At 63.8% G+C, this 23,526-nt stretch carries 29 protein-coding genes and 3 tRNA genes; 11 read left to right on the forward strand and 21 right to left on the reverse strand.

The features are described from left to right. Position 1 precedes the first annotated feature (1 nt). The 5 genes from DDZ17_RS05670 to DDZ17_RS05690 all read right to left on the reverse strand — a co-directional run bounded on the left by DDZ17_RS05670 (position 2) and on the right by DDZ17_RS05690 (position 3,590). Complete coding sequence (locus DDZ17_RS05670; RefSeq protein ID WP_116365023.1) at positions 2 to 559, reverse strand: hypothetical protein; 558 nt, start codon at positions 557 to 559, stop codon at positions 2 to 4. A 30-nt stretch (positions 560 to 589) separates the two neighbouring features. Further along, on the reverse strand, positions 590 to 1,609 hold the full coding sequence (locus tag DDZ17_RS05675; RefSeq protein ID WP_116365024.1) for a hypothetical protein: 1,020 nt from the start codon (positions 1,607 to 1,609) through the stop codon (positions 590 to 592). A gap of 25 nt (positions 1,610 to 1,634) precedes the next feature. Further along, entirely contained in the window at positions 1,635 to 2,003 is a 369-nt protein-coding gene (locus tag DDZ17_RS05680) for a hypothetical protein (RefSeq protein WP_116365025.1), read from the reverse strand. Between the two features lie 56 nt (positions 2,004 to 2,059). Continuing rightward, complete coding sequence (locus DDZ17_RS05685) at positions 2,060 to 3,016, reverse strand: hypothetical protein (protein WP_157976482.1); 957 nt, start codon at positions 3,014 to 3,016, stop codon at positions 2,060 to 2,062. A gap of 406 nt (positions 3,017 to 3,422) precedes the next feature. Continuing rightward, positions 3,423 to 3,590: a hypothetical protein gene (locus DDZ17_RS05690; RefSeq protein ID WP_157976483.1), complete on the reverse strand. Its 168-nt coding sequence runs from the start codon at positions 3,588 to 3,590 to the stop codon at positions 3,423 to 3,425. A 145-nt stretch (positions 3,591 to 3,735) separates the two neighbouring features. Here DDZ17_RS05690 and DDZ17_RS05695 point away from each other — a divergent pair, with 145 nt between their 5' ends. From DDZ17_RS05695 to DDZ17_RS05705, 3 genes are read left to right on the forward strand one after another with little or no spacing between them, the layout of a single operon-like run. Continuing rightward, entirely contained in the window at positions 3,736 to 4,434 is a 699-nt protein-coding gene (locus tag DDZ17_RS05695; RefSeq protein WP_116365028.1) for a hypothetical protein, read from the forward strand. Between the two features lie 4 nt (positions 4,435 to 4,438). Next, the gene (locus DDZ17_RS05700) at positions 4,439 to 4,672 is read left to right on the forward strand and encodes a hypothetical protein (RefSeq protein ID WP_206613463.1); all 234 of its coding nucleotides are present in this window, start codon (positions 4,439 to 4,441) and stop codon (positions 4,670 to 4,672) included. Positions 4,673 to 4,682: 10 nt separating this feature from the next. Further along, complete coding sequence (locus DDZ17_RS05705; RefSeq protein WP_116365029.1) at positions 4,683 to 6,005, forward strand: Arm DNA-binding domain-containing protein; 1,323 nt, start codon at positions 4,683 to 4,685, stop codon at positions 6,003 to 6,005. Positions 6,006 to 6,166: 161 nt separating this feature from the next. Here the strand turns inward: DDZ17_RS05705 and DDZ17_RS05710 are convergent. From DDZ17_RS05710 to DDZ17_RS05725, 4 genes are all read right to left on the reverse strand, one after another. Then, positions 6,167 to 6,254, reverse strand: a tRNA-Ser gene (locus tag DDZ17_RS05710). Positions 6,255 to 6,396: 142 nt separating this feature from the next. Further along, entirely contained in the window at positions 6,397 to 7,215 is an 819-nt protein-coding gene (gene queF / locus DDZ17_RS05715) for an NADPH-dependent 7-cyano-7-deazaguanine reductase QueF (RefSeq protein ID WP_116365030.1), read from the reverse strand. A 4-nt stretch (positions 7,216 to 7,219) separates the two neighbouring features. Then, complete coding sequence (locus DDZ17_RS05720) at positions 7,220 to 7,993, reverse strand: ABC transporter permease (protein WP_116365031.1); 774 nt, start codon at positions 7,991 to 7,993, stop codon at positions 7,220 to 7,222. Then, positions 7,990 to 8,907, reverse strand: coding sequence for an ABC transporter ATP-binding protein (locus DDZ17_RS05725; protein WP_116365032.1), 918 nt, complete (start codon positions 8,905 to 8,907; stop codon positions 7,990 to 7,992). The genes DDZ17_RS05720 and DDZ17_RS05725 overlap by 4 nt, the downstream gene beginning before the upstream one ends. Before the next feature lie 95 nt (positions 8,908 to 9,002). Between DDZ17_RS05725 and DDZ17_RS05730 the strand changes: the two genes are divergently transcribed. From DDZ17_RS05730 to DDZ17_RS05745, 3 genes are all read left to right on the forward strand, one after another. Continuing rightward, on the forward strand, positions 9,003 to 9,386 hold the full coding sequence (locus DDZ17_RS05730; RefSeq protein ID WP_116365033.1) for a PA2817 family protein: 384 nt from the start codon (positions 9,003 to 9,005) through the stop codon (positions 9,384 to 9,386). A 96-nt stretch (positions 9,387 to 9,482) separates the two neighbouring features. Next, positions 9,483 to 9,558, forward strand: a tRNA-Glu gene (locus tag DDZ17_RS05735). A 140-nt stretch (positions 9,559 to 9,698) separates the two neighbouring features. After that, a tRNA-Gly gene (locus DDZ17_RS05745) sits at positions 9,699 to 9,774 on the forward strand. Between the two features lie 21 nt (positions 9,775 to 9,795). On the opposite strand, the gene msrB is transcribed toward DDZ17_RS05745, so the two are convergent. The 8 genes from msrB to DDZ17_RS05785 form a co-directional block, all read right to left on the reverse strand. Beyond that, on the reverse strand, positions 9,796 to 10,209 hold the full coding sequence (gene msrB, locus DDZ17_RS05750; RefSeq protein WP_116365034.1) for a peptide-methionine (R)-S-oxide reductase MsrB: 414 nt from the start codon (positions 10,207 to 10,209) through the stop codon (positions 9,796 to 9,798). Between the two features lie 104 nt (positions 10,210 to 10,313). After that, the gene (locus DDZ17_RS05755) at positions 10,314 to 11,456 is read right to left on the reverse strand and encodes an ATP-NAD kinase family protein (protein ID WP_116365035.1); all 1,143 of its coding nucleotides are present in this window, start codon (positions 11,454 to 11,456) and stop codon (positions 10,314 to 10,316) included. Next, positions 11,453 to 12,595, reverse strand: a complete 1,143-nt coding sequence (locus DDZ17_RS05760) for a 4-phosphoerythronate dehydrogenase (protein WP_116365036.1) — start codon at positions 12,593 to 12,595, stop codon at positions 11,453 to 11,455. Before DDZ17_RS05760 ends, DDZ17_RS05755 begins: the two co-directional genes overlap by 4 nt. Positions 12,596 to 12,633: 38 nt before the next feature. Beyond that, positions 12,634 to 13,536: a 5'-3' exonuclease gene (locus tag DDZ17_RS05765; protein ID WP_157976484.1), complete on the reverse strand. Its 903-nt coding sequence runs from the start codon at positions 13,534 to 13,536 to the stop codon at positions 12,634 to 12,636. Next, positions 13,536 to 14,186 carry an elongation factor P hydroxylase gene (locus tag DDZ17_RS05770; RefSeq protein ID WP_193940553.1) on the reverse strand — a complete coding sequence of 217 codons (651 nt, stop codon included), beginning with the start codon at positions 14,184 to 14,186 and terminating at the stop codon, positions 13,536 to 13,538. The genes DDZ17_RS05765 and DDZ17_RS05770 overlap by 1 nt, the downstream gene beginning before the upstream one ends. Beyond that, positions 14,183 to 14,437, reverse strand: coding sequence for a sulfurtransferase TusA (tusA, locus tag DDZ17_RS05775; RefSeq protein WP_277749296.1), 255 nt, complete (start codon positions 14,435 to 14,437; stop codon positions 14,183 to 14,185). The genes DDZ17_RS05770 and tusA overlap by 4 nt, the downstream gene beginning before the upstream one ends. Next, positions 14,434 to 14,709 carry a YheU family protein gene (locus tag DDZ17_RS05780; protein WP_116365038.1) on the reverse strand — a complete coding sequence of 92 codons (276 nt, stop codon included), beginning with the start codon at positions 14,707 to 14,709 and terminating at the stop codon, positions 14,434 to 14,436. Before DDZ17_RS05780 ends, tusA begins: the two co-directional genes overlap by 4 nt. Next, positions 14,709 to 15,506, reverse strand: a complete 798-nt coding sequence (locus DDZ17_RS05785) for a class I SAM-dependent methyltransferase (RefSeq protein WP_116365039.1) — start codon at positions 15,504 to 15,506, stop codon at positions 14,709 to 14,711. Before DDZ17_RS05785 ends, DDZ17_RS05780 begins: the two co-directional genes overlap by 1 nt. 74 nt (positions 15,507 to 15,580) lie before the next feature. On the opposite strand from DDZ17_RS05785, the gene DDZ17_RS05790 reads away from it, so the two are divergent. Then, positions 15,581 to 16,108: a glycine cleavage system transcriptional repressor gene (locus DDZ17_RS05790; RefSeq protein WP_116365040.1), complete on the forward strand. Its 528-nt coding sequence runs from the start codon at positions 15,581 to 15,583 to the stop codon at positions 16,106 to 16,108. Positions 16,109 to 16,121: 13 nt separating this feature from the next. Here the strand turns inward: DDZ17_RS05790 and DDZ17_RS05795 are convergent, their stop codons facing one another. From DDZ17_RS05795 to prmB, 3 genes are all read right to left on the reverse strand, one after another. Then, positions 16,122 to 16,349 carry a hypothetical protein gene (locus DDZ17_RS05795; protein WP_116365041.1) on the reverse strand — a complete coding sequence of 76 codons (228 nt, stop codon included), beginning with the start codon at positions 16,347 to 16,349 and terminating at the stop codon, positions 16,122 to 16,124. Between the two features lie 12 nt (positions 16,350 to 16,361). Then, complete coding sequence (gene aroC / locus DDZ17_RS05800; RefSeq protein ID WP_116365042.1) at positions 16,362 to 17,474, reverse strand: chorismate synthase; 1,113 nt, start codon at positions 17,472 to 17,474, stop codon at positions 16,362 to 16,364. Between the two features lie 154 nt (positions 17,475 to 17,628). Then, positions 17,629 to 18,519 (reverse strand): 50S ribosomal protein L3 N(5)-glutamine methyltransferase, encoded by an 891-nt coding sequence (prmB, locus tag DDZ17_RS05805; RefSeq protein WP_116365043.1) that lies wholly within the window; start codon positions 18,517 to 18,519, stop codon positions 17,629 to 17,631. Positions 18,520 to 18,775: 256 nt separating this feature from the next. Between prmB and DDZ17_RS05810 the strand changes: the two genes are divergently transcribed. The 4 genes from DDZ17_RS05810 to folE all read left to right on the forward strand — a co-directional run bounded on the left by DDZ17_RS05810 (position 18,776) and on the right by folE (position 22,860). Beyond that, positions 18,776 to 20,305, forward strand: coding sequence for an alpha/beta fold hydrolase (locus DDZ17_RS05810; protein WP_157976485.1), 1,530 nt, complete (start codon positions 18,776 to 18,778; stop codon positions 20,303 to 20,305). A 1-nt stretch (position 20,306) separates the two neighbouring features. Next, positions 20,307 to 21,050 carry an ABC transporter ATP-binding protein gene (locus DDZ17_RS05815; RefSeq protein WP_116365045.1) on the forward strand — a complete coding sequence of 248 codons (744 nt, stop codon included), beginning with the start codon at positions 20,307 to 20,309 and terminating at the stop codon, positions 21,048 to 21,050. Further along, positions 21,047 to 22,216: an ABC transporter permease gene (locus DDZ17_RS05820; RefSeq protein ID WP_116365046.1), complete on the forward strand. Its 1,170-nt coding sequence runs from the start codon at positions 21,047 to 21,049 to the stop codon at positions 22,214 to 22,216. Before DDZ17_RS05815 ends, DDZ17_RS05820 begins: the two co-directional genes overlap by 4 nt. Positions 22,217 to 22,311: 95 nt before the next feature. Next, positions 22,312 to 22,860, forward strand: a complete 549-nt coding sequence (gene folE / locus DDZ17_RS05825) for a GTP cyclohydrolase I FolE (RefSeq protein ID WP_116365047.1) — start codon at positions 22,312 to 22,314, stop codon at positions 22,858 to 22,860. A 50-nt stretch (positions 22,861 to 22,910) separates the two neighbouring features. Here folE and DDZ17_RS05830 read toward each other — a convergent pair whose 3' ends face one another. Beyond that, positions 22,911 to 23,513, reverse strand: coding sequence for a DUF4892 domain-containing protein (locus DDZ17_RS05830; protein WP_157976486.1), 603 nt, complete (start codon positions 23,511 to 23,513; stop codon positions 22,911 to 22,913). Between the last annotated feature and the right edge of the window lie 13 nt (positions 23,514 to 23,526).

Consider the following 23,526-nt stretch of genomic DNA (forward strand, 5'->3'; position numbering starts at 1 on the left):
CCTAAGCGGTTATAGGTTTCGGATAGTGGCGGTAATGGCGTAAATTCTTAGACTCGCTGACCTTGGCGAAATCCGCTCTCAGCTGGTCCTTGATACGCTCGGGGTCAACCAACCCGGAGTCCATCACTACGCGCATCGGGTCCAGTGTCGCCACCTCGAAAATCCAGCGGCGGGTATGTACGAACGGCCGTGCGTTGTCCACTGGGTGTTTGATCTGGCCGTTCACAATATGCGCGAGGTCTGGGTAGAAATAGCCGGGTTCCAGTTCGTAGCGCGGCATGTCCTCATCAGAAAAGCAATCGCCGTTCGTCGTGTAAAAATACAGGCCGACCAAGCGGTCCCAAACCACTTCCCCGCAGTCGATGTAGGTCTTCTCTTTCAGGTTCTCGGGCAGCCGACTGGCGTACAGCGTCAAAATCTGCTGCTTCACGTCGCATTTGATTTCTGGCCCCTCCCAATCCAGCCACGCAACAAGGGACAGCGCGTGATTGAAAGGGGCAGGTCGCAAGATGGCGTTGAGGTCTTCCAATGGCACGTCATGATATTTTGCCAGACACATTTCACTTCTCCTGACTTGTTAGTAGTAATCTCAATGCGCCCGGGGCGCAGGGGCCGCTGCAAAAGAGCACTGCTTTAAACGCCACGAACACATCACCTCTTCCAGCGCAGTCACCCCCATCAGGTCCAGCGCTATAAAGTCTTCAAGGTCGGTTTCGTAACCGGCCATGACCATGAACGCCTTGTCTTCGGCATTCAGGTGCCAGCTCAAGCTATGGCCATTGGGCAGGGTGAAATTCCACTGAATAAGAAACCCGGTAGCGAGCTGGGTTACGTCATACCCGCCGTACCACCGCAAGTAATACTGCTTGGCCAGACAGGTGATGTCGTAGAACGCGCCCAGTCGCCGCCGTTCTACGTTCAGGTTCGCCCGTGCTTTCCCCGCCATCTTGGCTTGGTTTTCCTGCTCCATGGCCTCAGCCAGCTGCTGGGTGGAGCAATGGAAATAGCCATCGGCACCGCAGGGCACGCCCCGCCCTTCCAGCGTTTTGCCCAAGCTCGCCATGACGGCATCCCGGTGAGCAATGTCATCCTCGGTCATCATGAAGGGCGTCCCCGACCGATCATCCTCCATCGTCATGGCGTCCAGCCGGGCCTGACGGGCAATCTCGTACTCGTCGGCCAGCGTCTGACTGGCACCCTCGGTGCTGTGCCCGGGCACACGCAAGGGGACTACAGCGGCCGTCCGCTCCGCCCCCGCAGGCGGCTGCAACAGCGGAAGCCCGGTGGTAGGTGGCACCACCCCCAGCACGACCGCCAGCGCCTCCAGCACACCGTCATGGAAATCATCTTCGGTCTCCGGTGTCAGGCCCTGTCGGGCATAGGCATTCTCCAGCCACACCTCCAGTGCCCATGGGCTGGCGAACGGCGCGGCCTCCACCACAGCTGGCAGGGCCCTGAACAGCTGTTCGCTGCTGAACGTCAGATCAGGGCCCTTACGCTCGGCACCCTGCTGCTGGAGCGCGGCGGTAATGGCGTCTTTGAACCGGGAAAGCTGCTGCTGGCGGCGGGCGCGGCGCAGGTCGATGACCCTCCGGGTGTCGTCAATCATGGTGCCAACTCCTAACAAGTTCAGGTCAGTGCAGGGTAACTTCCGCTGCCGGGGTCTCGCTGGTTTCCGCATCCGGTGCTCGCTGCCATGCCGCCTCCACGATGTGCGCGGTATCGAGGATCACCGCTTTGTTCACCACCTCGGGCACCTGCTCGCAGCGCTCCCGCAGCCAGCGGGTGGTGATGAACAGGTGACCATCGAACACGATCATCGGCCCGGGCTCCCCGGCCGCCATCAGGCGGTCCAGATCGTCGCCTATCAAACTGGCGGGCATGAACGTCTCGCTACCGCGCCGAAAAGAAAAGCATTCATGCGGTTCCAGCACTCCGGCCAGTGAGAGTAGGACCATGTGCAGGGCGTCAATGCCGCTGTCGTAGTGATACAGGTGGACCATGGTGTTGACTCCTGAGAAGTGAGCAGTAGGCAGTCATGACCCGAATCCGGCCATGACTACAAAAGCGATTGCGACTGGCTGCGAACCTGTGCCCGGAGCACTTCAAATAACTCCGCAATGAGATTGGCTTCTCTGAAGCACTGGCGGTCTGGGGACGTTTCGGGCAACCGGAAAAAGCGAGAGTCCTTGAGGGCTCTCAGCACGACGGCACACCAGAAATCAGCGTCTACCGCATTCGCGTCCGCCACCCGGCGCAGCAGCGCCTTGCTGGTAAACTCCATGAGTTTGGGTGTCAACGGATGCCCATAGGCCCAGTCATACCGCATGACGAGCCAATCACCCAGTTGCCAACCCGGGGGGCTGTGGACATCATCCGGGTCGAGGTGCTCATCAAAATCCGGCAGTGACATATCGCAGGGCAAACCGTGTAGTGTCAGGGACAGCGCCTTACCAAGTTGCTGTAACGCACGTTCGCTCAATAAGTGATCGAAGTGCCAGAGCCACGCTGCCCATGCCTCATCGGCGTCGTCAATATGGCTGCCGTTAAGTCGGTCCTCAACGCCGCGTAAAATGGGATCGCGCAGCGCGTTGTCGAGTAGGTGGTCCCCCGCCGCCAACCAAAAATCGTCCAGCCGGGGAATGGCAAGAAGGTTCACTTCTCCCACCAATGCTTTCAGGGCCTCGAAATTCGCCGGTTTCGCATCCGCCAGTGGGCGGTGCCTCGACAGGTCTTCAAAAAAGCCCTGCCCGTCGCACAGGGGGCAGATGGAGTGTTCGTCATCATCGTCGGCGTCTGGGTCAACCTCGGGGTTGTAGCCACCAGCTCCTCCACAGGCTGCGCAAAAAATACAGCCATCAGGAGGGGCGGTCTCCACGATGCCGCCTCCTCCACAGCGAGGACACTCCCCCTCGCCGTAACTGCTACTCCATGTGCCTTTACCACTGCACAACACGCAAGGCCCGGTGGTTGCGGTGGTGGTTTCACTCTCCATTACTTCCATTGCTTCTGTCATGGTGCGTTCTCCTTTGCGCGGTGCGCAGGTGGTGTCCAGACTGGACGGCGTGACTACCGATAAGGGGTTACCAGCAGCAGGGCGTAACCGGCGAAGACCGCCAGCGCTGCTGAGACAGTGACTTGAAGCATCAGGATTCTGTGGTAGGGTCATTGCGGTCAGTGTCCTTGGCGGGTCGCTGTCGTTCTCCAAAGCCCCCGGCTCGCGGCCACGAGTTGGGGGTTTTTCGTTTTCTGGGGCATGGGGTCACCTACACCGCCGCTGCGAGGCCATTCCATGCCCGGGCATCCCGCTCCGTCTTGAAGTGCCCCACCGGACGTTCGCGCCAGTGGAGCAACCCTGTAGCGGGCTCGTAGCGGAAACAGGCGTTGAGATACGACTGTTCTGGCAGCGGTGTGGGCATGGATCAGGCTGCCTGTCCGTCACGCTCATGTTCTAGGGCCTCAATCAACAGCCGCTGAACCTCTTTGTTGAGACTCCGCAGATTTTGGTCCGCTGACTGCTTCAACTGCTTGGCCAGTGGTGCAGGTAGTAACACGTGCACTGAGGTCAGGTTGCGCTCTTTGCTGGGCATGGGGTCCGTCTCCTCGTGAGCGGTCAAATTCTGCAACAACCATAGGATTCATATTTTGATCGGTCAAATACTTTTTTATTGTGTATTTAATAGGTCTGCAATATAGTTGGACAGTGTTACCCATTCTTGGACAGGAGAAAGGACCATGCAATCACCGTTGTTGCCCGAGGGGCGAAAGGCTGCCGACCTACGCATTTACCCACTGGATATGGTGTTGCACGCCGCTGAGGAAGTTACGGGCTTCGGCCACGGGAAGGGGCGCAAGTCCGCAGCGGATAAAGCGCGACTAGCGGCCAAAACCATGCGTGACAAAAAACTACGCAAAACCTTGAAGCAATTTGCAGAGGAACATCGGGGCTTCGATCCTGAGCCGTGGGCGAGACTGGACGAACACGAACCCGTGCTGTTCAAGGCGCTGCTCTATATCCTCGCCGGGTTCACATGGCGGGAGACTACCAAGCAACTGCCGTTGTCGGTGTACGACCGCGCTCGGCAGGCACTGGCGGCATTAGAAGAAGACGTGCCCACTGAGGAAATTTGCCTGCACCGGGGGATGTCGCTGTTGAATGAATGGATCAAAACCCAGCGATTAGAGCTGACTGTGCGACTGGACCAAGGCACGTTTACCCAGTCCTTCGCTGTCTGCAATCCACTGTTCGTTCACGTAATCGACCCCCTGCTGATTTTCCTGAACGCCTCGTCAGCAGAGTTTGATTTTGGGGTGCGCGAGTGCGACTGCTGCGGTGCTATCCAACTGACCGGGATTCGCAGTCGAAGTTACTGCACCTCGCACTGCGGCCAGACACTAACCCGGCGCAAACGCGCCGCCGCCTCGGGAGGCTGACACCATGAAAAAAGAGGACCGTAAGCACCTTGGCACGAGCGCCGTGGGTGTTATGCCCAGTAACAATATCCGGGGCTGCCTGCTGCCCGCCGTCTTTGGTATCTCCGAATCGGCAGCGGCCAAGTACCGTCAGCGCGGCACATGGTTGGAAGGTACACACTTCTGGCGTGATCCCGCAGGCCAATATATTTACAGCGTTCCGGCCATTTCCCAATGGCAGGAATCCACCAAGCATTGAGTAACAGGTTATGAGTAAGACAATCACGCTGGAAAACGGCAACACTATAGAACTACCCACAGGGGTGGAACTCAACGGCAAGACCCTGCGCATTGTGTTTCCCTACGAGGACAAGCGACGCCGGGAGCCAGTAAAGGGTCCACTGACAGCCAATACCGTAAAGTACGCCGAACGCTTGCGCACGGCGGTGCTCCATGAAATCGAAGTGGGCACGTTCGACTACGCCACCAAGTTCCCCAACTCGAAGTACCTGAAGCGGCAAGCGGTACAGGAACAGCCAGACGCCCGGAAGACCATGGGTGATTTGTGTGATGAATACGAAAGGCACATCCGCAATCTGGACCCCAAGACCGTCCGCGACTTCAAGACTACCCGGAAGTATCTGGCCCAGCACTTCGATGAATCCACGTTGATGGCCAGCCTGTCCGTGGTCAAGGTGCGGGGGTATGTTCAAGGTCTGGAAGACGGCATTAAGGAACCGGCGACCGGAGCCTACACCCGCAAGCCGCTATCTCCCAAAACGGTGAACACCCATATCCAGTCCTTGCGGTGGATACTGAAGCAGGCCGCGAACAGGGGGATGTGTGAGGGCCCCCTGCTGGACGAGGTGAAAACCCGGACCATTACGCAGGAGTACAAGGATCAGGCCAAGGAAGAAAACAACGACGCCTTTACCATTGATGAAGTGCTGGCGCTGGAGCAATGCGAAGCAAAGCGCCCCGAGGTCAGGGACATGCTGCTGTTTGCCATCTACACCGGGCTGTCGATTTCGGAGCTGCACGGCCTTTGCTGGGAGGATGTTGATAGCAGCGGCGAGGTCTGGACGGCCAAAATCCAGCGGGCCTGCTCCGAGGGTATTATGAAGTCCACCAAGAACGCCCACCGCAGCCGGACTGTCGAACTGTCCGGCCGGGCCAAACAACTGCTCCGGGCCCAAAAGCTCAAGACCAGTTCACTGCCACCAATAACGGTGCCAACTCAGCGGAAAGTCAACGCGGTTCAGGAGACGCTGATGGCGGAGTACCGGCTGGTGTGGCGACGACCTACCACCGGCCAGTCATCGGCGGGATACTGGGCTAAGGGCTCCCCTGCCCGCCATATCAAGAAGCTCTGCCGGGACGCTGGCGTGCGTGAACGAGCCCCCAATCAAGGCAAGCACAGCTTCGCCACTTTGATGTTCTCAGCACGTGCGGACCTGAACGTGGTAGCCCGGCAACTGGGTCACACGGACACCAAAATGTTGATGGATCACTATGCCAAGGTGACCGGAGACGGCAAGGGGTTGGCTTCGCAAACCTTCGATGCAGCCATGGAAAAACTGAGGCTTAATTGAAGTCCAAGTGGAACAAAAAAGGGGCCCCGAACAGGGCCCCTTTTCATTTTAGGGCATGGAAGCCAGCGCCGTGTCTTGCGGGTCGCCAGAGGGTCGATGCCCTAATTTTGCCCTAATTTAATTGGCTGATTTACTTTTTCCTTTAAAATCAGTCACTTATATGGCGGTGAGGGAGAGATTCGAACTCTCGAACGGTTTCCCGTTACACACTTTCCAGGCGTGCGCCTTCGACCACTCGGCCACCTCACCAGATAACTTGTCTGCCGGCCTTGCGCCGGCTGCTGTTGCTTGGTGGCTGGCAAGCCACGGCAGCAGAGGGCGCGCATGATACCACAGGATTTGCTGATTGCCAGTCCTGCGGGCTGGGAATGGGGCAGGAAATTTGCCTGCCCTATTGGCGGTTCATGCGCGGCAGGGGCTGGCGGCCGCCGGTGCTGCGAAACGGCGTGATATCGAGGCCGCCGCGGCGGGTGTAGAAGGCCTGGATGTGCAACCCGGACGGGGCGCATGCGGCGCTGAGGTCGCGGAAGATGCGCTCGACGCACTGTTCGTGAAATTCCTGGTGGTTGCGATAGGCCAGCAGGTAATTGAGCAGGCTGAGAGGCTCCACGCTCGCCCCTTCCATGGCAATCCACACGCTGGCCCAGTCGGGCTGGCCGGTCACCGGGCACAGGGAGCGCAGCAGGTGGGTATGCACTTGCAGGCTGTTTGCGCTGGCGCGTTGCAGTTGGCCGGCATCCGGCTCGCCGCCCTGCCAGCGGCCGGGCAACGGGTCCAGGCACTCGCCCGGCAGACGCCGGCCGGCCAGGGCCGGGTCGTCGGGGGCAAACAGGGTAAGGCTCACGTCAGCGCCGGCGGCAGCGCTTAAGTCGTGACAGATGCGCGCTATAGCGGCATTGTCGTCAGCCAGCACTTCCTGGTTCAGGGAGTTCAGGTAGAGCTTGAAGGATTTGGATTCCACCAGGTTGGCACTGTGCGCCGGCACGCTGAAACGCCCCACGCGGGACACCGGCCTACCCTGCCCGTCCAGCCAGGACAGCTCGTAAGCGTGCCACAGGTCTACCCCGGTAAAGGGCAGCGCCGCCTCGTTGATGCCCAGGTCATCGCGGGCCTGGCGGCGCGCAATGGGGTACAGCAGTTCCGGCGCGTAGTGTTCGCTGACCGGCACCTGCCGGCCGAGCAGCAGGCCGTTGTCGTTGGTATCGGCCACGGGCTTACTGCCGCAGGCGCTTGCCGGAATTCAGCAGGTGCATGCTGAAGGCAAAGGCCGCTACGGTGAACAGGGTGATCATGCCAAAGGCGAAGGGCAGGCTGACATCGGAGACGCCCAGCACGCCGTAGCGGAAGGCGTTCACCACGTAAACCAGCGGGTTCAACTTGGACACCGCAGCCCAGAAGGCCGGCAGTAAATTCATGGAGTAGAACACGCCGCCGAGGTAGATCAGCGGGGTCAGCACGAAGGTGGGCACAATGGAGATGTCGTCAAAACTGTTGGCATACACGGCGTTGATGAAGCCGGCCAGTGCAAACAGGGTGGAGGTCATCAGCACGATGGCAACCACCACGAAGATGTTGTGAATGTGCAGTTGGGTGAAAAACAGCGACACGATGGTCACGATGATGGCCACCAGCAGCCCCCGGCTCACGCCGCCAAGCACGTAACCCATAAGGATGACGTAGTTGGGCGTTGGCGATACCAACAGCTCTTCCACGCTGTGGTTGAACTTGGAGCCGAAGAAGGACGACACCACATTGGAATAGGAGTTGGTGACGATGGCCATCATGATCAGGCCAGGCACCACAAACTGCATGTAGGTAAAGCCGCCCATGTCGCCAATGCGCGAACCGATGAGGGAGCCGAAGATCACAAAATACAGGGACATGGTGATCGCCGAGGGCAGCAGGGTCTGGGTCCAGATGCGGGTGTAGCGCTTGATTTCCTTGCGCAGGATGGTCATGAAGGCAACAAACTGCTCATGCGGGGTCATGCGGCGCCCTCCACCAGGTTGACAAACATTTCTTCTAGGCGATTGGCGCGGTTACGCATGCTGGTGACCTGTATGCCTGCGCGATCCAACTGGGCGAAAACATCGTTGATGTGCTGGCCCTTTTCCACTTCCACCTCCAGGCTGTGCTCGTCGATGACGCGGGTGACAAAGCCATCCACCGCCACGCTCTCGGGCAACATGCCGGCGCAGTCGAGAATGAATACCTCCCGGTGCAGGCGGCGCAACAGGTCGCGCACCGAGCTGTGCTCAACGATTTGGCCGTGGTTGATGATGGCGATGTTGCGGCACAGGGCCTCGGCCTCTTCCAGGTAGTGGGTGGTGAGAATAATGGTGGTGCCCTCGGCGTTGATCTTGCGCAAAAAATCCCACATGGAGCGGCGCATTTCGATGTCTACCCCGGCGGTGGGCTCATCCAGAATCAGCAGCTTGGGCTCGTGCACCAGGGCGCGAGCGATCATCAGGCGCCGCTTCATGCCGCCAGAGAGCATGCGCGATGCCACTTCGCGCTTGTCCCACAGGCCCAGTTCCTTCAGGTATTTGTCTGCCCGCTCGGCGGCCTGCTGGGCCGGCAGGCCGTAGTAGCCCGCCTGATTGACGACGATATCCCGCACCTTCTCGAACTGGTTGAAGTTGAACTCCTGGGGCACGATGCCGATGAATTTTTTGGCGGCGGGAAAATCCTCGTCGATATCCACGCCATGCACGGCCACCCTGCCCCCGCTCTTGCTGACCAGCGAGCAGATAATGCCAATAGTGGTGGATTTGCCGGCCCCGTTGGGGCCAAGCAGGGCGAAGAAGTCCCCCTGTTTGACCTCCAGGCTGATGCCCTTCAGGGCCTGAAAGCCGTTGCCGTAGGACTTGCTGAGATTTTCGATGGTCAGGGCTGATATCATTGCGCCACGCGTCATTCTGCGGAAAACAAAACGCGCCATTGTACCTGCAATCCCCTCCCGTAACGACCACAGCAACCGCCACAGGACACCCCGACATGAACGATGAACAGTACCTGCAACACAGCCTGGAAGCCTGGCGCCAGTTTGCCGACACCTTTGTAAAGCGCTGCGCGTCACTGCCGGAGGGCGACCCTCTGGCCGAACTGGCCGCCGCCTGCCAGCGGGCCGGAGCAACCAGCGATGCGCTTTACCAGGCCGGGCCGGAACTGGTCGCCCGGCTGTTCACCGGCTTCCCGGAATTTGCCCCCACGGTGCCGCGGGAATTGCTGTGGTTTTTGGGGGGCGAATGCCTGCACTACCTCACCGATGAAGAGATAGCCGCCTACCAGGAGATCGACGAAGCGCGCACGGCGGCGGCCTCCCGCGGCGAGGTCATCGACCTGGCGGCAGCGCGGGCCAAGCTACTGCCAAGCCACTGAAAGCCCAGTAAAAAATCAGCCCGAATTTTGGAGTTTCGGGCTTGACGAGGGGGGCCACCCTACCTACAATGCGCGCCTCTTGATTGAGACCGATGCGTCCCCTTCGTCTAGTGGCCTAGGACACCGCCCTTTCACGGCGGGAACAGGGGTTCGAACCCCCTAGGGGACGCCACTCAAACAAGCGCTTTCAGGCTTCAGTCCTGGGATGCGGGAATAGCTCAGTTGGTAGAGCGCAACCTTGCCAAGGTTGAGGGGGGACGCCAAGTCTCGCCGGTTCCGGCGACCGTGACGACGGTATAAACGCGTAGATGTGCGGGAATAGCTCAGTTGGTAGAGCGCAACCTTGCCAAGGTTGAGGTCGCCGGTTCGAACCCGGTTTCCCGCTCCAATCCCCTCCCCCGAATCGCACTTATTCTTCTTCCCTCAGCTTCACTGATGCGCTGTTAATGCAGTAACGCATCCCGGTGGGCGGCGGGCCGTCGCTGAACAGGTGGCCGAGATGGCAGCCGCAGTGAACGCACTCCACTTCGGTGCGGCACATGCCGTGGCTGCTGTCGGGTTTTTCGACAATGCTGGCGCGCTCAATGGGGCGGTGGAAGCTGGGCCAGCCGCAGCCGGCATCGTATTTGGCAGAAGAGTGGAATAACGGACTGTCGCAGCAGCGGCAGTGATAGACACCCGGGGCATCGCACTCCCAGTACTCGCCGGTAAAGGCCCGCTCGGTACCCTGCTGGCGGCACACATGAAACTGCTGGGGCGTGAGTCGCGCACGCCAGTAAGCATCGTCCCTGGGTACCACTTTGTCTGGTGTTTTACCAACCATCGCCCGCTACCCCGCCAGCCCGAAATCCGACCATAGCATACACCGGCGGCGGATTGCGCCGTTTTACGGATTGATGAAATCACCCCCCACCTGGGGCTTGTGGCTCAGCCGCCGGCGGCCACGCGATAGAGGATTTCGTCGTCGTAGCCGGTCACCACGGGGTAGTAGCCAGCCAGTTCGCGATCCAGCGCTGGGTCGTTGGTGTCCACCAGCAGGGGGCGGCCCTCCAGGGCGGCTATCTTGGATTTGGCGGCGATCAGGCGGATATTGTCGCGCCCCACGGCGCGAATGACCGCCGGCGAAAACTGCTGGTTGCCACGGCCGAAGATATGCCCCTGGCCGCCAATGGCAGTGACGATCATCTGCACCGGGCCGGTGTGGGCCCCCAGCAGTGCCAGCAGGCGCGCCTCATCGGCGTCCGCCGCCAGAACCTGGCCGCCGCAAAGGGCATCAACCCCCAGCAGGGTGGCCGGCAGACCCAGTTCTTCCAGCAGCGCGGCGGTGGTGGAACCGGGGCCCAGCAGGTACAGCGTTTTATCATCCAGCGCCGGCGCCAGCCAGGCGGCGATATCGGCGGCCACCAGGGCCTGGTCTTCACGCCCGCCCACCTTGGTGTGCTGCAGGAAGCGGCCCTCCCCCGGCACGCTCATTTCGCCGTAGAAGCGGGTGCGTACCCGGCCCTGGCGAAAGGCGTCCTCGTCGATGTCACGCACTTCCTGGCGCCGCAAACCCACCAGGCCGCCACGCGCCAGTTGCAGCAGCAATTCCCCGGCCGCCTCGGGCGACACGGCAAACACGCCCGAGTGCATTTTCACCCCGGCGGGAATACCGAGCACCGGCTGCTGCTCGCCCACGGCATCGAAAACATCCCGCGCGGTGCCATCGCCGCCAGCGAATACCAGCAGGTCGCAGTGCTGGCAGAGGGTGGCGGCGGCCTGGCGGGTGTCGGCGGCGCTGCTCATCTGGCCCTGGCAGCTGCCCTCGGCAGCGCCCAGCACCTGCGGGGCAAAGCCCAGCGCCTCCAGCACCTGCTGGCCCATATCGCCGCCCCAGGTCACAAACGACAGCTCGGCCGCGCACTCGCGCAACAGTGACAGGGCGCGCTGGGCACGCCCCGCCGCGCGCTGGGGGTTGCCCTCTGCGGCCACCCGCTCGCGGACGGCCTCCCCGTCGGAGCCCTTGAGCGCCAGGCTGCCCCCAACGCCTGCCAGCGGGTTGACCAGCAGGCCAATGCACAGGGCACTCATTGCGCACTACCCCCGTCTGCCACCCGGTAACCGAGCGCCGTCGCCCAGGCGGCGGGGGCGGCCGGCGCATACACCGGGCTCCCCTTCAGTTCGCGCCGCTGGGGATACAGGCGGCGCAAGGCATCAAAGGCCTGGGCTGCCTGCGCCCCGCTGGCGCCGGCCAACGCATCGCGCAGGGCGGCATCGTCGGCCCGAATGTCGTAGCGGGCCTGCAGCAACCAGCGCAACAGGTCACCGCCGGCAAGCCCCGGCGGGGCTGCCAATGTTGCCACCGCATCACCTTCCAGCAGTGCCGGCGGCGCCAGGTCGAAGGCCGCCGCCAGCGCTGCCCCCAGCATGCGGGTGCCTTCCAGCTTGGCGTCCAGGCTGTGGCCGGCGATATGGGGGGTACCCAGGCGCACCTGCTGCAACAGCCCAGGCTGCAAGTGGGGCTCGTGCTCCCACACATCCAGCACGCAAGCCGGCCCCCGCCCCTGCTGCAACAGGCTGCACAGGGCGGCGTTATCCACCACCGCGCCGCGGCTGGCGTTGATCAGCAGGCTGTGTTGGGGCAACTGCTCCAGCGCCTGGGCATCCAGCAGGTGATAGCTCGGGTGGGGTTTGCGGCGGGTGAGTTCCGGGTGCAGGCAGATGACATCCGCCGCCAGCACCGCCGCCAGGTCGGCGGCGTCTTCCACCGACTCCAGCCAGGGATCATGGGCGCGCACCTGCACACCCAGGGCGCGGGCGCAGCGGGCCAGTGCGCGCCCCACATGCCCCTGCCCCACAATGCCGAGCACCCCGCCTTCCAGCAGGCGCTCCAGGTAGTTGTCGCAGGCGGCGATGGCCGCCAGTACATATTCCACCACGGCATTGGCATTGGAGCCCCGGGCGTGGGCAAAGCGAATACCCTGCTCCGCCAGGTAGTGCGCGTCCACGTGCTCCAGCCCGCTGGTGGCGGTGCCCACAAAGCGCACCCCGGTACCGCGCAGCAGTTCGCTGTCCACACTGGTGACCGAGCGTACCAGCAGCACATCCGCGCCTTGCAGGTCCTGCCGGCGCAGGCTGCGCCCTTCCACCAGTTGCACTTCGCCATAGGGGCTGAACACGGTTTCCACCCCCCGCATATTGGCGTCGGCAACAATTGTCAGTCCACTCATGTCCAGTCTCCGGCAAGCCGCCCGCAGCGGGCGGCAGCTCAGGCGGCGGCGCGCGCCGCCAGTTGTTCACAGCGTTGCAGCAGGCGGCCACCCAGGCCCAACTGCTGCAGGTAATCGCGCCCCGCCAGCAGGGCGGGCGCTTCAAGCCGCCAGTGAGGCATGTTATCCACCCCGGGAATGGCCGGCTCCAGGCGGGCCAGTTCACGGGACATCAGCGCCTGGGGCCAGTGCGCCTGTAGTTTGCGCTGCAGGCTGAGGGCGCCGCGCAGGGGCAGCGCCGCCACCTCGTCCAGTCGCTCACCCAGCGCATCCAGGCTGCTGAAGTGCGACAGCAGCGCTGCGGCGCTGCGCGCGCCCACGCCCGGTACACCTGGAATGTCATCAATGGCATCACCCACCAGAGCCTGATAATCCGGAAACTGATGCGGCGCAACACCAAAGCGCGCGGTAAAAGCCTTTACATCCAGTGCCTGGTCCGCTGCGGCATCCCACAGTGTGTCGTCGCCGCACAGTAGTTGCCCCAGGTCTTTGTCGCGGCTGACCAGGGTGACCGCGTAACCCTGCCCCCGGCACTGGCGGGCAAGCGTGGCCAGGTAATCGTCCGCCTCATAGCGGGGGCCGCCGTAGCAGGCCAGGCCCAGGCGTTCGGTCAGCTCCCGGCAGGCATGCAACTGAAATGCCAGCGCTTCATCAGGCAGTGCACGGCTGGCTTTATAGGCGGGGTAGATGGCATGGCGAAAGCAGCTGCCCAGGCTTTCGTCAAAGGCCGCCGCCAGCGGCGCCTGTGGCGCGCAGCGCTCCACCATGCCCAGCAAAAAACCGGCGTAGCCCACCACCGCGTTCAGCGGCATGCCCCGGGGGGTATGCCAGCGGTCTGGCAGCGAAAACCAGGCGCGAAAAATATAGATGGAGGTATCGAGCAGCCAGGCCCGCTGTGGCATCAAGCGAGGTCGTCCACGCTGAAGCTCAGGGCCTGCGCCTGCAGGTGCGTGCCAAAGTCCTCGCTGAGCGCGGCAAACCAGCGCGCTGCCCGGGGCGGCAGGCCGCGCTGGCTGCGGGCATTGGCGGCGGCGGTCACCGCCTGGCGGAAGGCCGCTTCCTGGCGGCGCGCGGCCTCGCCGCCGCTCAAGTTGTCCAGGCTGAGCCGAAAGGGATAGCCACAGGCCCGGGCAAAGAACCACTCCAGCGCCTGGGGCGCCACCTCCACCTGCTGGAAGGCCGCCTGCTGCTGCTCACTGCGTCCGTCCGGGGCGTACCAGTAGCCGAAATCCCGCTGCTGGCGCCGGGCGGGCCCGGCAATGCACCAGTGGGCGGTTTCGTGCAGGGCACTGGCAAAGTAGTCGTCGCGAAAGTACAGGCGGTGCGCATCGCAGGGGCCGCCGGGGCCCGGCTCTGTCGCCGGGATGTATTCCGGTTCCGGGGCGCCGCCAATCAATCGGGTGTTTTCGCTGTGGCCAAAGCAGCGCTGGAATAACTGCTCTAGCCGCCGGCTGTCGAAGGTGGCGTCACTGGCGTCACGCAAGGTATTGACGGGTTCGGCGCGGGGCACGCCCAATGCAGCGGCCCCCAGTGCCTGCTGGATCGCCGTCATGCCGCCGGCGCCGCCTTGCGCAGCCAGTAGCGGTATTCGCCGGCGTCCGCTTCCTGGTGCACCAGTTCGTGCCCCAGAAAGTGGCAGAACTTGGGAATGTCGCGCTGGGTTGCCGGGTCGGTGGCGATCACTTCCACCACCTCGCCCACGGCCATATCGCGCACTGCGTTGTGCAGCATCATCACCGGCTCTGGGCAGTACAGGCCACGGGTGTCCAGCTGGTGCTGGCCGGGCGGGGGCGCTGCACTCACGCGCCGCCTGCCTCGCCCTCATGGCAAACCTCGCCCGCCAGCCACTGGGCGGCCTGCTCGACGTCCACCAGATCCCAGTGTTCGGATTCGGCGTCAAAAAGCAGCTTCAATGCCCCGCTGTGCAGGCCGCGGCGCAACTGGGCGACCTTGGCCTCCAGGCTGGCTTCGCGCAGGCCGTAGTCGGTGCCATCGCGGGAGGCAAACTCCTCCAGCAGGGCCTGCAGGGTGTCGGCCTGCAGGCGGCCGACGGGAATGTCCAGCACCTGGGCCATCAGGCTCCCGGGCGCTCGAACAGCAGGGTCATGCGGTCGCTCTCGCCAATGGCCAGGTACTTCTCGCGGTCTTTTTCACCGTCGCGCAGCCCGGGCGGCAGGTTCCACACGCCATTGGGGTGGTCTGCGGTGTCTTTGGGGTTGGCGTTGATGTCAGCGCGCTTCACCAGCTTGAAGCCGGCCTTTTGCGCCGCCGCAATCACATAGTCTTCAGTGACGTAACCGCTGGCTTTCATCGCCTCTACGTCGGTGCCGGGTTTGGCGCGGTGCTGCACCAGACCAAAACGGCCACCGGGCTTTAAGGCGGTGAAGATGGCGGCAAGCGTGGGCTCCAGTACGTCGCCGCGCATCCAGCTGTGTACGTTGCGAAAGGCCACGGCCAGATCGACCGAGCCGGCCGGCGCCGCGGTCATTTCGCTGGGAGGCTGTAGCTGGGTGACCACCACGGCGCTGTACAGGTCGCTATCCGCCGCCAGTTTTTGCAGGTACTGGCCGAGTGAATTGCGGTAGTAGGCATTGGGCGGGTTGAGGCTGGCGTGGGCGGCGTAGTAGGTGCCGTTGTCCTTCATCAGCGGGGCAATCACCTCGGTGTACCAGCAGCCGCCGGGGGCCACTTCCAGCACGTTCATGCCTTCCTGCAGGCCGAAGAATTCCAGGGTTTCGCGCGGGTGGCGGAAGGTGTCACGGGCGCGGTTTTCCTCGCTGCGCTGGGCGCCATTGAGGGCGGTGTCCCAGTCCAGTGCGGCGTGTGCGAGGCCGGCGGACAGGGCAAACAGCAGTGCGATGCCAACTTTCATGTCGAGCTCCTTATAACAAGGGGAATTTGCGCGTTAATATACGGCCTGCGTAAACGAATGTGGAGTCCAGTGGCATGGAAACATCTTATATCGTCACCTTTATCGGCGATGACCGCCCCGGCCTGGTGGAACAGCTGTCGGCCGTGATTGGCGCCGCCGGCGGCAACTGGCAGGAAAGCCGCATGACCCAGCTCGGCGGCAAGTTCGCCGGCCTGGTGCTGGTGAGCCTGCCCACCGACAGCGCCAGCGGCCTTGAAACCGAGCTCAAGGGCCTGGCTGCCAGCGGCCTGAGTGTGCGGGTAACCCCCACCGCCTCCACCGTTGCCCTGGCCACGGCCCGGCGCATCAAGCTCAGCCTGATCGGGCCGGACCGCCCCGGCATTGTGCTGGAAGTGTCCCGCGCCCTGGCGAAGCAGCAGTTCAATGTGGTGGAGATGGACAGCGAGGTGGTGAGCGCCCCGATGACCGCCGAACCCCTGTTCCAGGCCCTGATCGAGGCGGACATCGCCCCGGACGCGCGGCTGGAGGAGCTGTCGGAGGCACTGGAGGCCATCGGCAACGAGATGGCCCTGGATATCGACCTGGAGGAAATCCTCGGCTAAGGCTGCCGGCGGCTCAATCCCTGCGCCGCAGCAGCCGGCGCAGTCCAATCCACACCGCGGCAAACAGCGCCGCGGCGGCAATGGAAAAGCCCACCATCAGCAGCGCGCCCAGCGCCAGTTGCAGCAGGGTGTCGGTTGACACCCCGAACTGGTCCACCGCCGTCCACACCAGGGTGGCCAGGGCCAGAATACCCAGCACCATGGTGCGCAGGAAACGCTTGGCAGCGCGAGTTTTAGCCATGCGCAGGCGGCCCTAGGCCCGCGGTTCCGGCGCCCGGGCCGGAATCACCGGGGTATCGCACTGCACGTCCATGTTCTGCCCCCGGTGGCGCAGCACATGATCCATCAGCACCAACGCCAGCATGGCCTCGGCAATGGGCGTGGCGCGAATACCCACGCAGGGGTCGTGGCGGCCGTGGGTGGCCATTTCCATGGCCTGGCCGGCAGTATCAATGGTGGCCCCCGGTTGGCGAATGCTGGAGGTGGGCTTGAGAGCAATGCTCACGGTAATGTCCTGGCCGCTGGAAATCCCCCCCAGCACGCCCCCGGCGTTGTTGCCCACAAAACCCTCGGGCGTCAGCAGGTCGCGGTGCTCGCTGCCGTGCTGCTCCACACTGGCAAAGCCGGCACCAATCTCCACCCCCTTCACTGCGTTGATGCCCATCATGGCACTGGCGATGTCGGCGTCCAGGCGGTCGAAGACCGGCTCGCCCAGCCCCGGCATCACGCCGCTGGCCACCACGTTGATGCGCGCGCCAATGGAGTCGCCGCGCTTGTTCAGCGCCGCCATGAACTCTTCCATCTCTCCCACTTTACCGGCATCCGGGCAGAAGAAGGGGTTGGTTTCCACGCAGTTCCAGTCCAGCTGTTCCGCGCGAATGGGGCCGAGCTGGCTCAGATAGCCCCGCACCAGAATGCCGTAGCGCTCGCGCAGGTATTTTTTGGCAATGGCGCCGGCGGCAACGCGCATGGCGGTTTCGCGGGCCGACGACCGGCCGCCGCCACGGTAGTCGCGAAAACCGTACTTCTGGTTGTAGGTGTAGTCCGCGTGGGCCGGGCGGAAGGTGTTCTGGATGTTGGAATAATCCTTGGAGCGCTGGTCGGTGTTCTCGATCAGCAGCCCGATGGAGGTGCCGGTGGTTTTGCCCTCGAAAACACCGGAGAGAATCTTCACCTCGTCCGCCTCGCGGCGCTGGGTGGTGTAGCGGGAGGTGCCGGGCTTGCGCCGGTTGAGGTCGTGCTGCAGGTCGCTGGCTGCCAGCGCCAGCCCCGGCGGGCAGCCGTCAACAATGCAGCCCAGAGCCGGCCCGTGACTTTCGCCAAAGCTGGTAACGGTAAACAGTTTGCCAAAGGTATTGCCAGCCATGGTGAGAAATCCCGCGCCCAAAAGCGGCTAATTATAAAGGGAGGCCGGGGCTGTCCGATAGCACCTGCCCGGCATCCTGGCGCACGGGGCAATATTGTTCAATACAGCGGCTGCGGCCGGCAGCAGTCTGGGCGCCCTGGCTGCTACACCGAACTCACCGCTGTAGTTGCTCCCGGTACTGGTGCAGCTCCGCCGCGCTGAGCACAAAAACACCGTGCCCGCCCTCGACAAACTCGACCCAGGTAAAGGGCACGCCGGGATAGGCCGCCTCCAGCGCTTCCCAACTGTTGCCCACCTCCACCACCAGCAGGCCGCGGGGGTTAAGGTAGTGAGCCGCCTCGGCCAGAATACGCCGGGTAATGTCCAGCCCGTCGCTTCCAGAGCCGAGGGCCAGTGCCGGCTCGCGATGATACTCGGCCGGCATGCTGGCCAGGTCGCGGGCGTCCACGTAGGGCGGATTGCTGAGGATAATGTCGTAGCGCCGCCCGACCACGGCGCTGAACAAGTCAGATTCCAGGCATTCGGTGCGCGCCTGCAGGCCTAGCAGGTCACGGTTCTCCCGGGCCAGTGCCAGCGCCGCCGGGTCCAGATCCAGCAGATCAACGCTGCACTCGGGAGCGTAGTGGGCCGCTGCCAGGCCGATCGCCCCGCCGCCGCAGCACAGGTCGAGAATGCGCCGTGGCGGCGGCCCCTCGTACCAGGGTTGGTAATCCCCCAGAATCAGCTCCCCCAGGGGCGAGCGCGGCACAATGGCGCGGTCGTCGCAGCGCAGTTCAAGGCCGGCAAACCAGGCGCGCCCGATGATATAAGGCAGCGGCACCCGCTCTTCGATACGCTGAATCAGCCAGTCTTCCAGTTGCTGGCGCTGGGTGGGGCTGACCGGCAGGGGCAGCACGCTCTCGTCAGCGTCGATGGGAAGCTTCATGGCAGTAAGCACCAGCTGCACGGCCTCGTCCCAGGCGTTGTCGCAGCCGTGCCCAAAGCAGACACCCGCCGCGTCGAGGGCTTGCGCACAGTGTTCCAGAGCGTCGTTAACCGTATGCATAAATGTCCTGTCGCGCGCGGTGGATCAATAGGGCTGGTTAATTAAGACGCCTTGCCAAGCCAGCAACAACGTGGTGGCATGGATGGCAACGGCGACAGCGGATTCTAGCAGAGGTGCGTGGGTGGGGTACGCGCTAATCCCGCTGGCACGAGTGGGCAACGACACAGGCCAACACACCGGTAACAACCCAACAGACTTTCATAGAAACCACCCAACAGACTTTCCACACCAACCACCAAGGGAGAACACAGCGGGCATGGATGCAGTATGGCGCCGCTTGGCAGCATGGGTACCCGGGCCATCGGCGGCGCTGCTCGCCGGGCTCATCGGCAGCGGGGCCGCGCAGGCCGGCGGCCTCCAGGCCGATGCCAGCGGGCAGCTGGTATACGGCGCGCTGACCTTCAGCCCCTGCGCCCTGAACAGCGCGAGCGGCCAGTCGGTGGAGGCCCACTGCACCACCCTGCCGGTGCCGGAAAACACCGCCAATCCCGCTGGCCGCCACATCGAACTGGCCCTGGCGCTGATACCCGCCACCGGCCAGGCAAAGGGCGACCCAGTGTTCATGCTGGCCGGCGGCCCCGGCCAGTCAGCCCGGGAAAGCTACCCGAACCTGCAGCAGGCCTTTGAGGAGGTGCTGCAGCATCGCCACATCCTGCTGCTGGACGCCCGCGGCACCGGCGGCTCGCATCCGCTGCACTGTGAACAGGCCGAAGCCGAGGCCGCCCTGACCAGCCTTGCACAGCAGAGCGAGGACGCCGCCCGGGCGCTGGCTGCCCAGTGTCGTGACGCACTGTCTGCGCAGGCCGATTTTCGCTACTACACCACCACCGAGCACATCGACGACCTGGAGCGGGTACGCGCCGCTCTGCAGGTGGCGCGCATCAATCTGGTGGGCATCTCCTACGGAACCCGTGTGGCCCAGCACTACGCCCGGCGCTTTCCCGGGCACACCCGGGCGTTGGTGCTGGACTCGGTGGTGCCCAATACCCTGGTGCTCGGCCAGGAGCACGCCCGCAACCTGGAAACCGCCCTGCAGCGGCAGTTTGCCCGCTGCCGCGAAACACCGGCCTGCGCCCAGGCCCTGGGCGACCCGCGCCAGCAGTTGAACACCGCCCGCCAGCAACTGACCGGCAACACCCTGGGGCCGGTGCGCTACCGCGACCCCATCACCGGCGCCTGGCGAGAGGAAGTGCCGCGCTTTGAGCATCTGGCCATCCTGCTGCGCATGTACGCCTACCAGCCCGCCATGGCGGCCTCGCTGCCGCTGCTGCTGCACGAGGTGGCACAGGGCAACTACGATGGCCTGCTCGCCCAGGCCCAGTTGGTCACCCGCGAACTCGGCCAAGCCCTGGCCATGGGCATGAGCCTGTCGGTGACCTGCACCGAAGACGCGGTGGATTTTCGGGACAACCCCGGCGACGCCGGCACCGTGCTTGGCACCGAGTTCATCACCCTCACCCGGGCGATGTGCTCCCAGTGGCCCCTGGGCGCCCGGCCGGCGGGGTTTCGCGAGCCCCTGCAAGGCGATGTGCCGGTGCTGGCCATCAGCGGCGAATTCGACCCGGTCACCCCGCCCCGCTACGGCGACGCCGTGATCGCGCCCCTGGCCAGGGGGCGCCACCTGGTGCTGCCCGGCCAGAGCCACAGCGTACTCGGCACAGGTTGCCTGCCGAACCTGGTGGCGCAGTTTCTTGACACCACCGACGCCGCCGCCTTGGACGCCACCTGCCTGCAGCGCCTGACAAGCCCGCCGCCCTTCAGCGGGCGCTACGGCTGGGAGCCCTGACATGATCCGCATCGACTCCCTGCACAAAACCTTTCGCAGCCGCGCCGCCACGGTACAGGCGGTGCGCGGCGTCAGCTTCTGCGCGCAGGACGGCGAAATCCTCGGCCTGCTGGGCCCCAACGGCGCCGGCAAAACCACCACCCTGCGCATGCTCTACACCCTGATGGCGCCCCAGCAGGGCCGGGTGGAAGTCGACGGCTTGGACGTACAGGCCAATCCCGGAGAAGTCAGGCGGCGCCTGGGGGTACTGCCGGATGCGCGCGGCATTTACAAGCGCCTCACCGCGCGGGAGAACATCACCTACTTTGGCCACCTGCACGACCTGGATGACGCCACCATCGACGCGCGCATTGCCGCACTGGCCAGCACCCTGGGCATGGAGGATTTTCTCGACCGGCGTGCCGAGGGCTTCTCCCAGGGCCAGCGCACCAAAACCGCCATTGCCCGCGCCCTGATCCACCGCCCGCGCAATATTGTGCTGGACGAACCCACCAACGGGCTCGACGTGATGACCACCCGGCGCCTGCGCGGCTTTTTGCGCGGCCTGCGCGACGAGGGCCATTGCATTGTGTTTTCCAGCCACATCATGCAGGAGGTGGCGGCCCTGTGTGACCGCATTGTGGTTATCGCCCGGGGCGAGGTGCAGGCCATCGGCAGCCCCGACGAGCTGCGCCAGCAGACTGGCCTGGCCGACCTGGAGGATGTGTTTGTGCGCCTGGCAGCTCTGGAGGAGAACACCGCATGAAGGCGCTATGGACCGTGGCCCGCAAGGAGCTCATCGACCTGTTCCGCGACCGCAAGACAGTGGTGCTGGGGCTGCTGCTGGGGCCCCTGCTGATGCCGGGCATTATCCTCGGCATCGGCGCCCTGGTGGAAAACAAAGTACGCACCCAGCTGGCATCCACCCTGCTGCTGCCGGTGGCAGGCATCGAGCGGGCGCCCAATCTGGTGGCCTTTCTGCAAAGCCGCAATATCGAGGTGACCCGGGCACCGGACGACCCGGTCAGCGCGGTGCGCGAGCAGACGGCGCCGGTGATCCTGCACATCGGCGATGCCTATGCCACGCGCTGGCGCGACAGCCTGCCGGCGCCGGTGGAGCTGACCTACGACAGCTCCCTGCAGGATGCCCAGATACCCCTGCAGCGCGTGCACCGGGTGTTGTACGAATACAGCGCCACCGTGGGCTCGCTGCGTGGCCTGCAGCGCGGGCAGAGCCCCCTGGCGGGGCAGGCGGTGCAGGTTGCCCTGCGCGATGTGGCAACACCCGAGGCCCGCCGCGGCATGCTGCTGACCTTTCTGCCCTACCTGCTGATACTGTTCAGTTTTATTGGCAGCGCGGCGCTGGTCATCGATGTGACCGCCGGTGAGCGCGAGCGCCAGTCACTGGAGCCGCTGCTGGCCACGCCCGTCGCGCGCAGCGCCATCATGAGCGGCAAGATTCTCGCCGCCTGCCTGTTCGGCATGCTCGGCCTGGTGCTGATTGTGTTCGCCTTCAAGCTCAGCTTCCAGCTGGCCCCCGGGGCGCTGGCGCAGGTGCATGTATCGCTGCCGGTAGCGGCCCAGCTCCTGCTGGTGCTGCTGCCCATGGTGCTTATTGGCACCACCCTGCTGACCCTGCTGGCCGCCGCGGCGCGCTCGGTCAAGGAGGCCCAGAGCTACCTGAGCATTCTGATGCTGCTGCCCATCGCGCCGACCATCATCCTGATGGTGAACCCGGTGAAGAACCAGCTGTGGCAGTTCACCGTGCCCTTTCTGGCCCAGAACCAGATGATCCTCAAATTGATTCGCGGCGAGGTGATCTCCCCCCTGGAGTGGGCCGTATACATGACATGTGGATTCGCGCTGGGGCTGCTTCTGTGGCTGATTGCGGCACGCCTGTATCATCGCGAATCGCTGGGTGTGTCGGGCTAGCCCGCCCTGCGGGGTGCGCTGTGTGGCGGTTTGCCATGACATAGGCGGGTTGCTACTATCGCCGTCCTTTTTACCTCCCTGACGAGGAATTTTCCGTGGAACAAGACTGGGCACGCATTATCGAAGCCATTGGCGAGGACCTGAACCGGCCCGGCCTGGTGGACACACCCAAGCGCGCGGCCAAGGCCTTCGAGTTCCTGACCCGCGGTTACCAGCAGTCCGTGGAAGACGTCGTCAACAACGCCCTGTTTCCCTCGGACTCCAGCGAGATGGTGCTGGTACAGGATGTCGAACTCTACTCACTGTGCGAGCACCACCTGCTGCCCTTCATCGGCAAATGCCACGTGGCCTACATCCCGACCGGCAAGGTGCTCGGCCTGTCCAAGGTGGCGCGCATTGTGGATGTGTTTGCCCGCCGCCTGCAGATTCAGGAATCCCTGACCACCCAGATCGCCGAAACCATCATGAACGTGACCGGCGCCGAGGGCGTGGGCGTGATCATCGAAGCCCAGCACATGTGCATGATGATGCGCGGGGTCGAGAAGCAGAACTCCGTCATGAAAACTTCCGCCATGCTAGGCAGCTTCCGGGACTCCCAGACCACTCGCGAAGAATTCCTGTCACTGCTGCAGCTGCGGCGCTGACACACTAGCGCCAGTGCTTCAGCGCTGGTGCCAGGTTCTAGGGCTAAGGGCTAAGGCTTAGAGTCCAGGGCAACCACTTCCGCGTGAAGATACTGGCGGTCCGCGGTGCGGGCCGAGGCGTAGGCCAGCATCAGGTAGGCGCCCGCTTCCGTGCTGGCACGAAACACCACATAACGCTGGGCATCGGCCCGGCCGTACAACACCCGCTGCCCGAAGACCCGGTTGGCCCATTGGGCGCCGTTGCCGCAGGCGCGGCCCTCGCAGCGAAACAGCCGCTCACTGCCCTGCCATTCGGCAAACCGCGTTACCAGCTCCTGGAACACTTCCTCTGAACTGAAGCCGTCGGTTATCTGCCAGGTGTACCGCAACCGTTCGCCATCAACCCGCTCGCTGCGCTTGAACTGCCAGTCGCCGAGATGCTTTTGCATGGCACCAAGGCCCACTTCGTAATCCACCACCGCCTGAGAGGACGTGGCCACGCGCACCGCATGGGGAAATTGATCCAGCTCGCCAAGCAACGGCGCGGGGCCGCCGACCGGCGCCGGGGCGGCATCCTGGGTGGCGGCAGCAACAGCGGTGAGCGCAACCACGCCCGCCATCAGCAGCACCACGCAGGCGCGGGCAATGGCAGACAAAACAGGCAATCTGGGCAAGGGCACTCCTTAT

The organism is Parahaliea mediterranea (genome assembly GCF_003402235.1).
In the GTDB taxonomy this organism is placed as follows: domain Bacteria; phylum Pseudomonadota; class Gammaproteobacteria; order Pseudomonadales; family Halieaceae; genus Parahaliea; species Parahaliea mediterranea.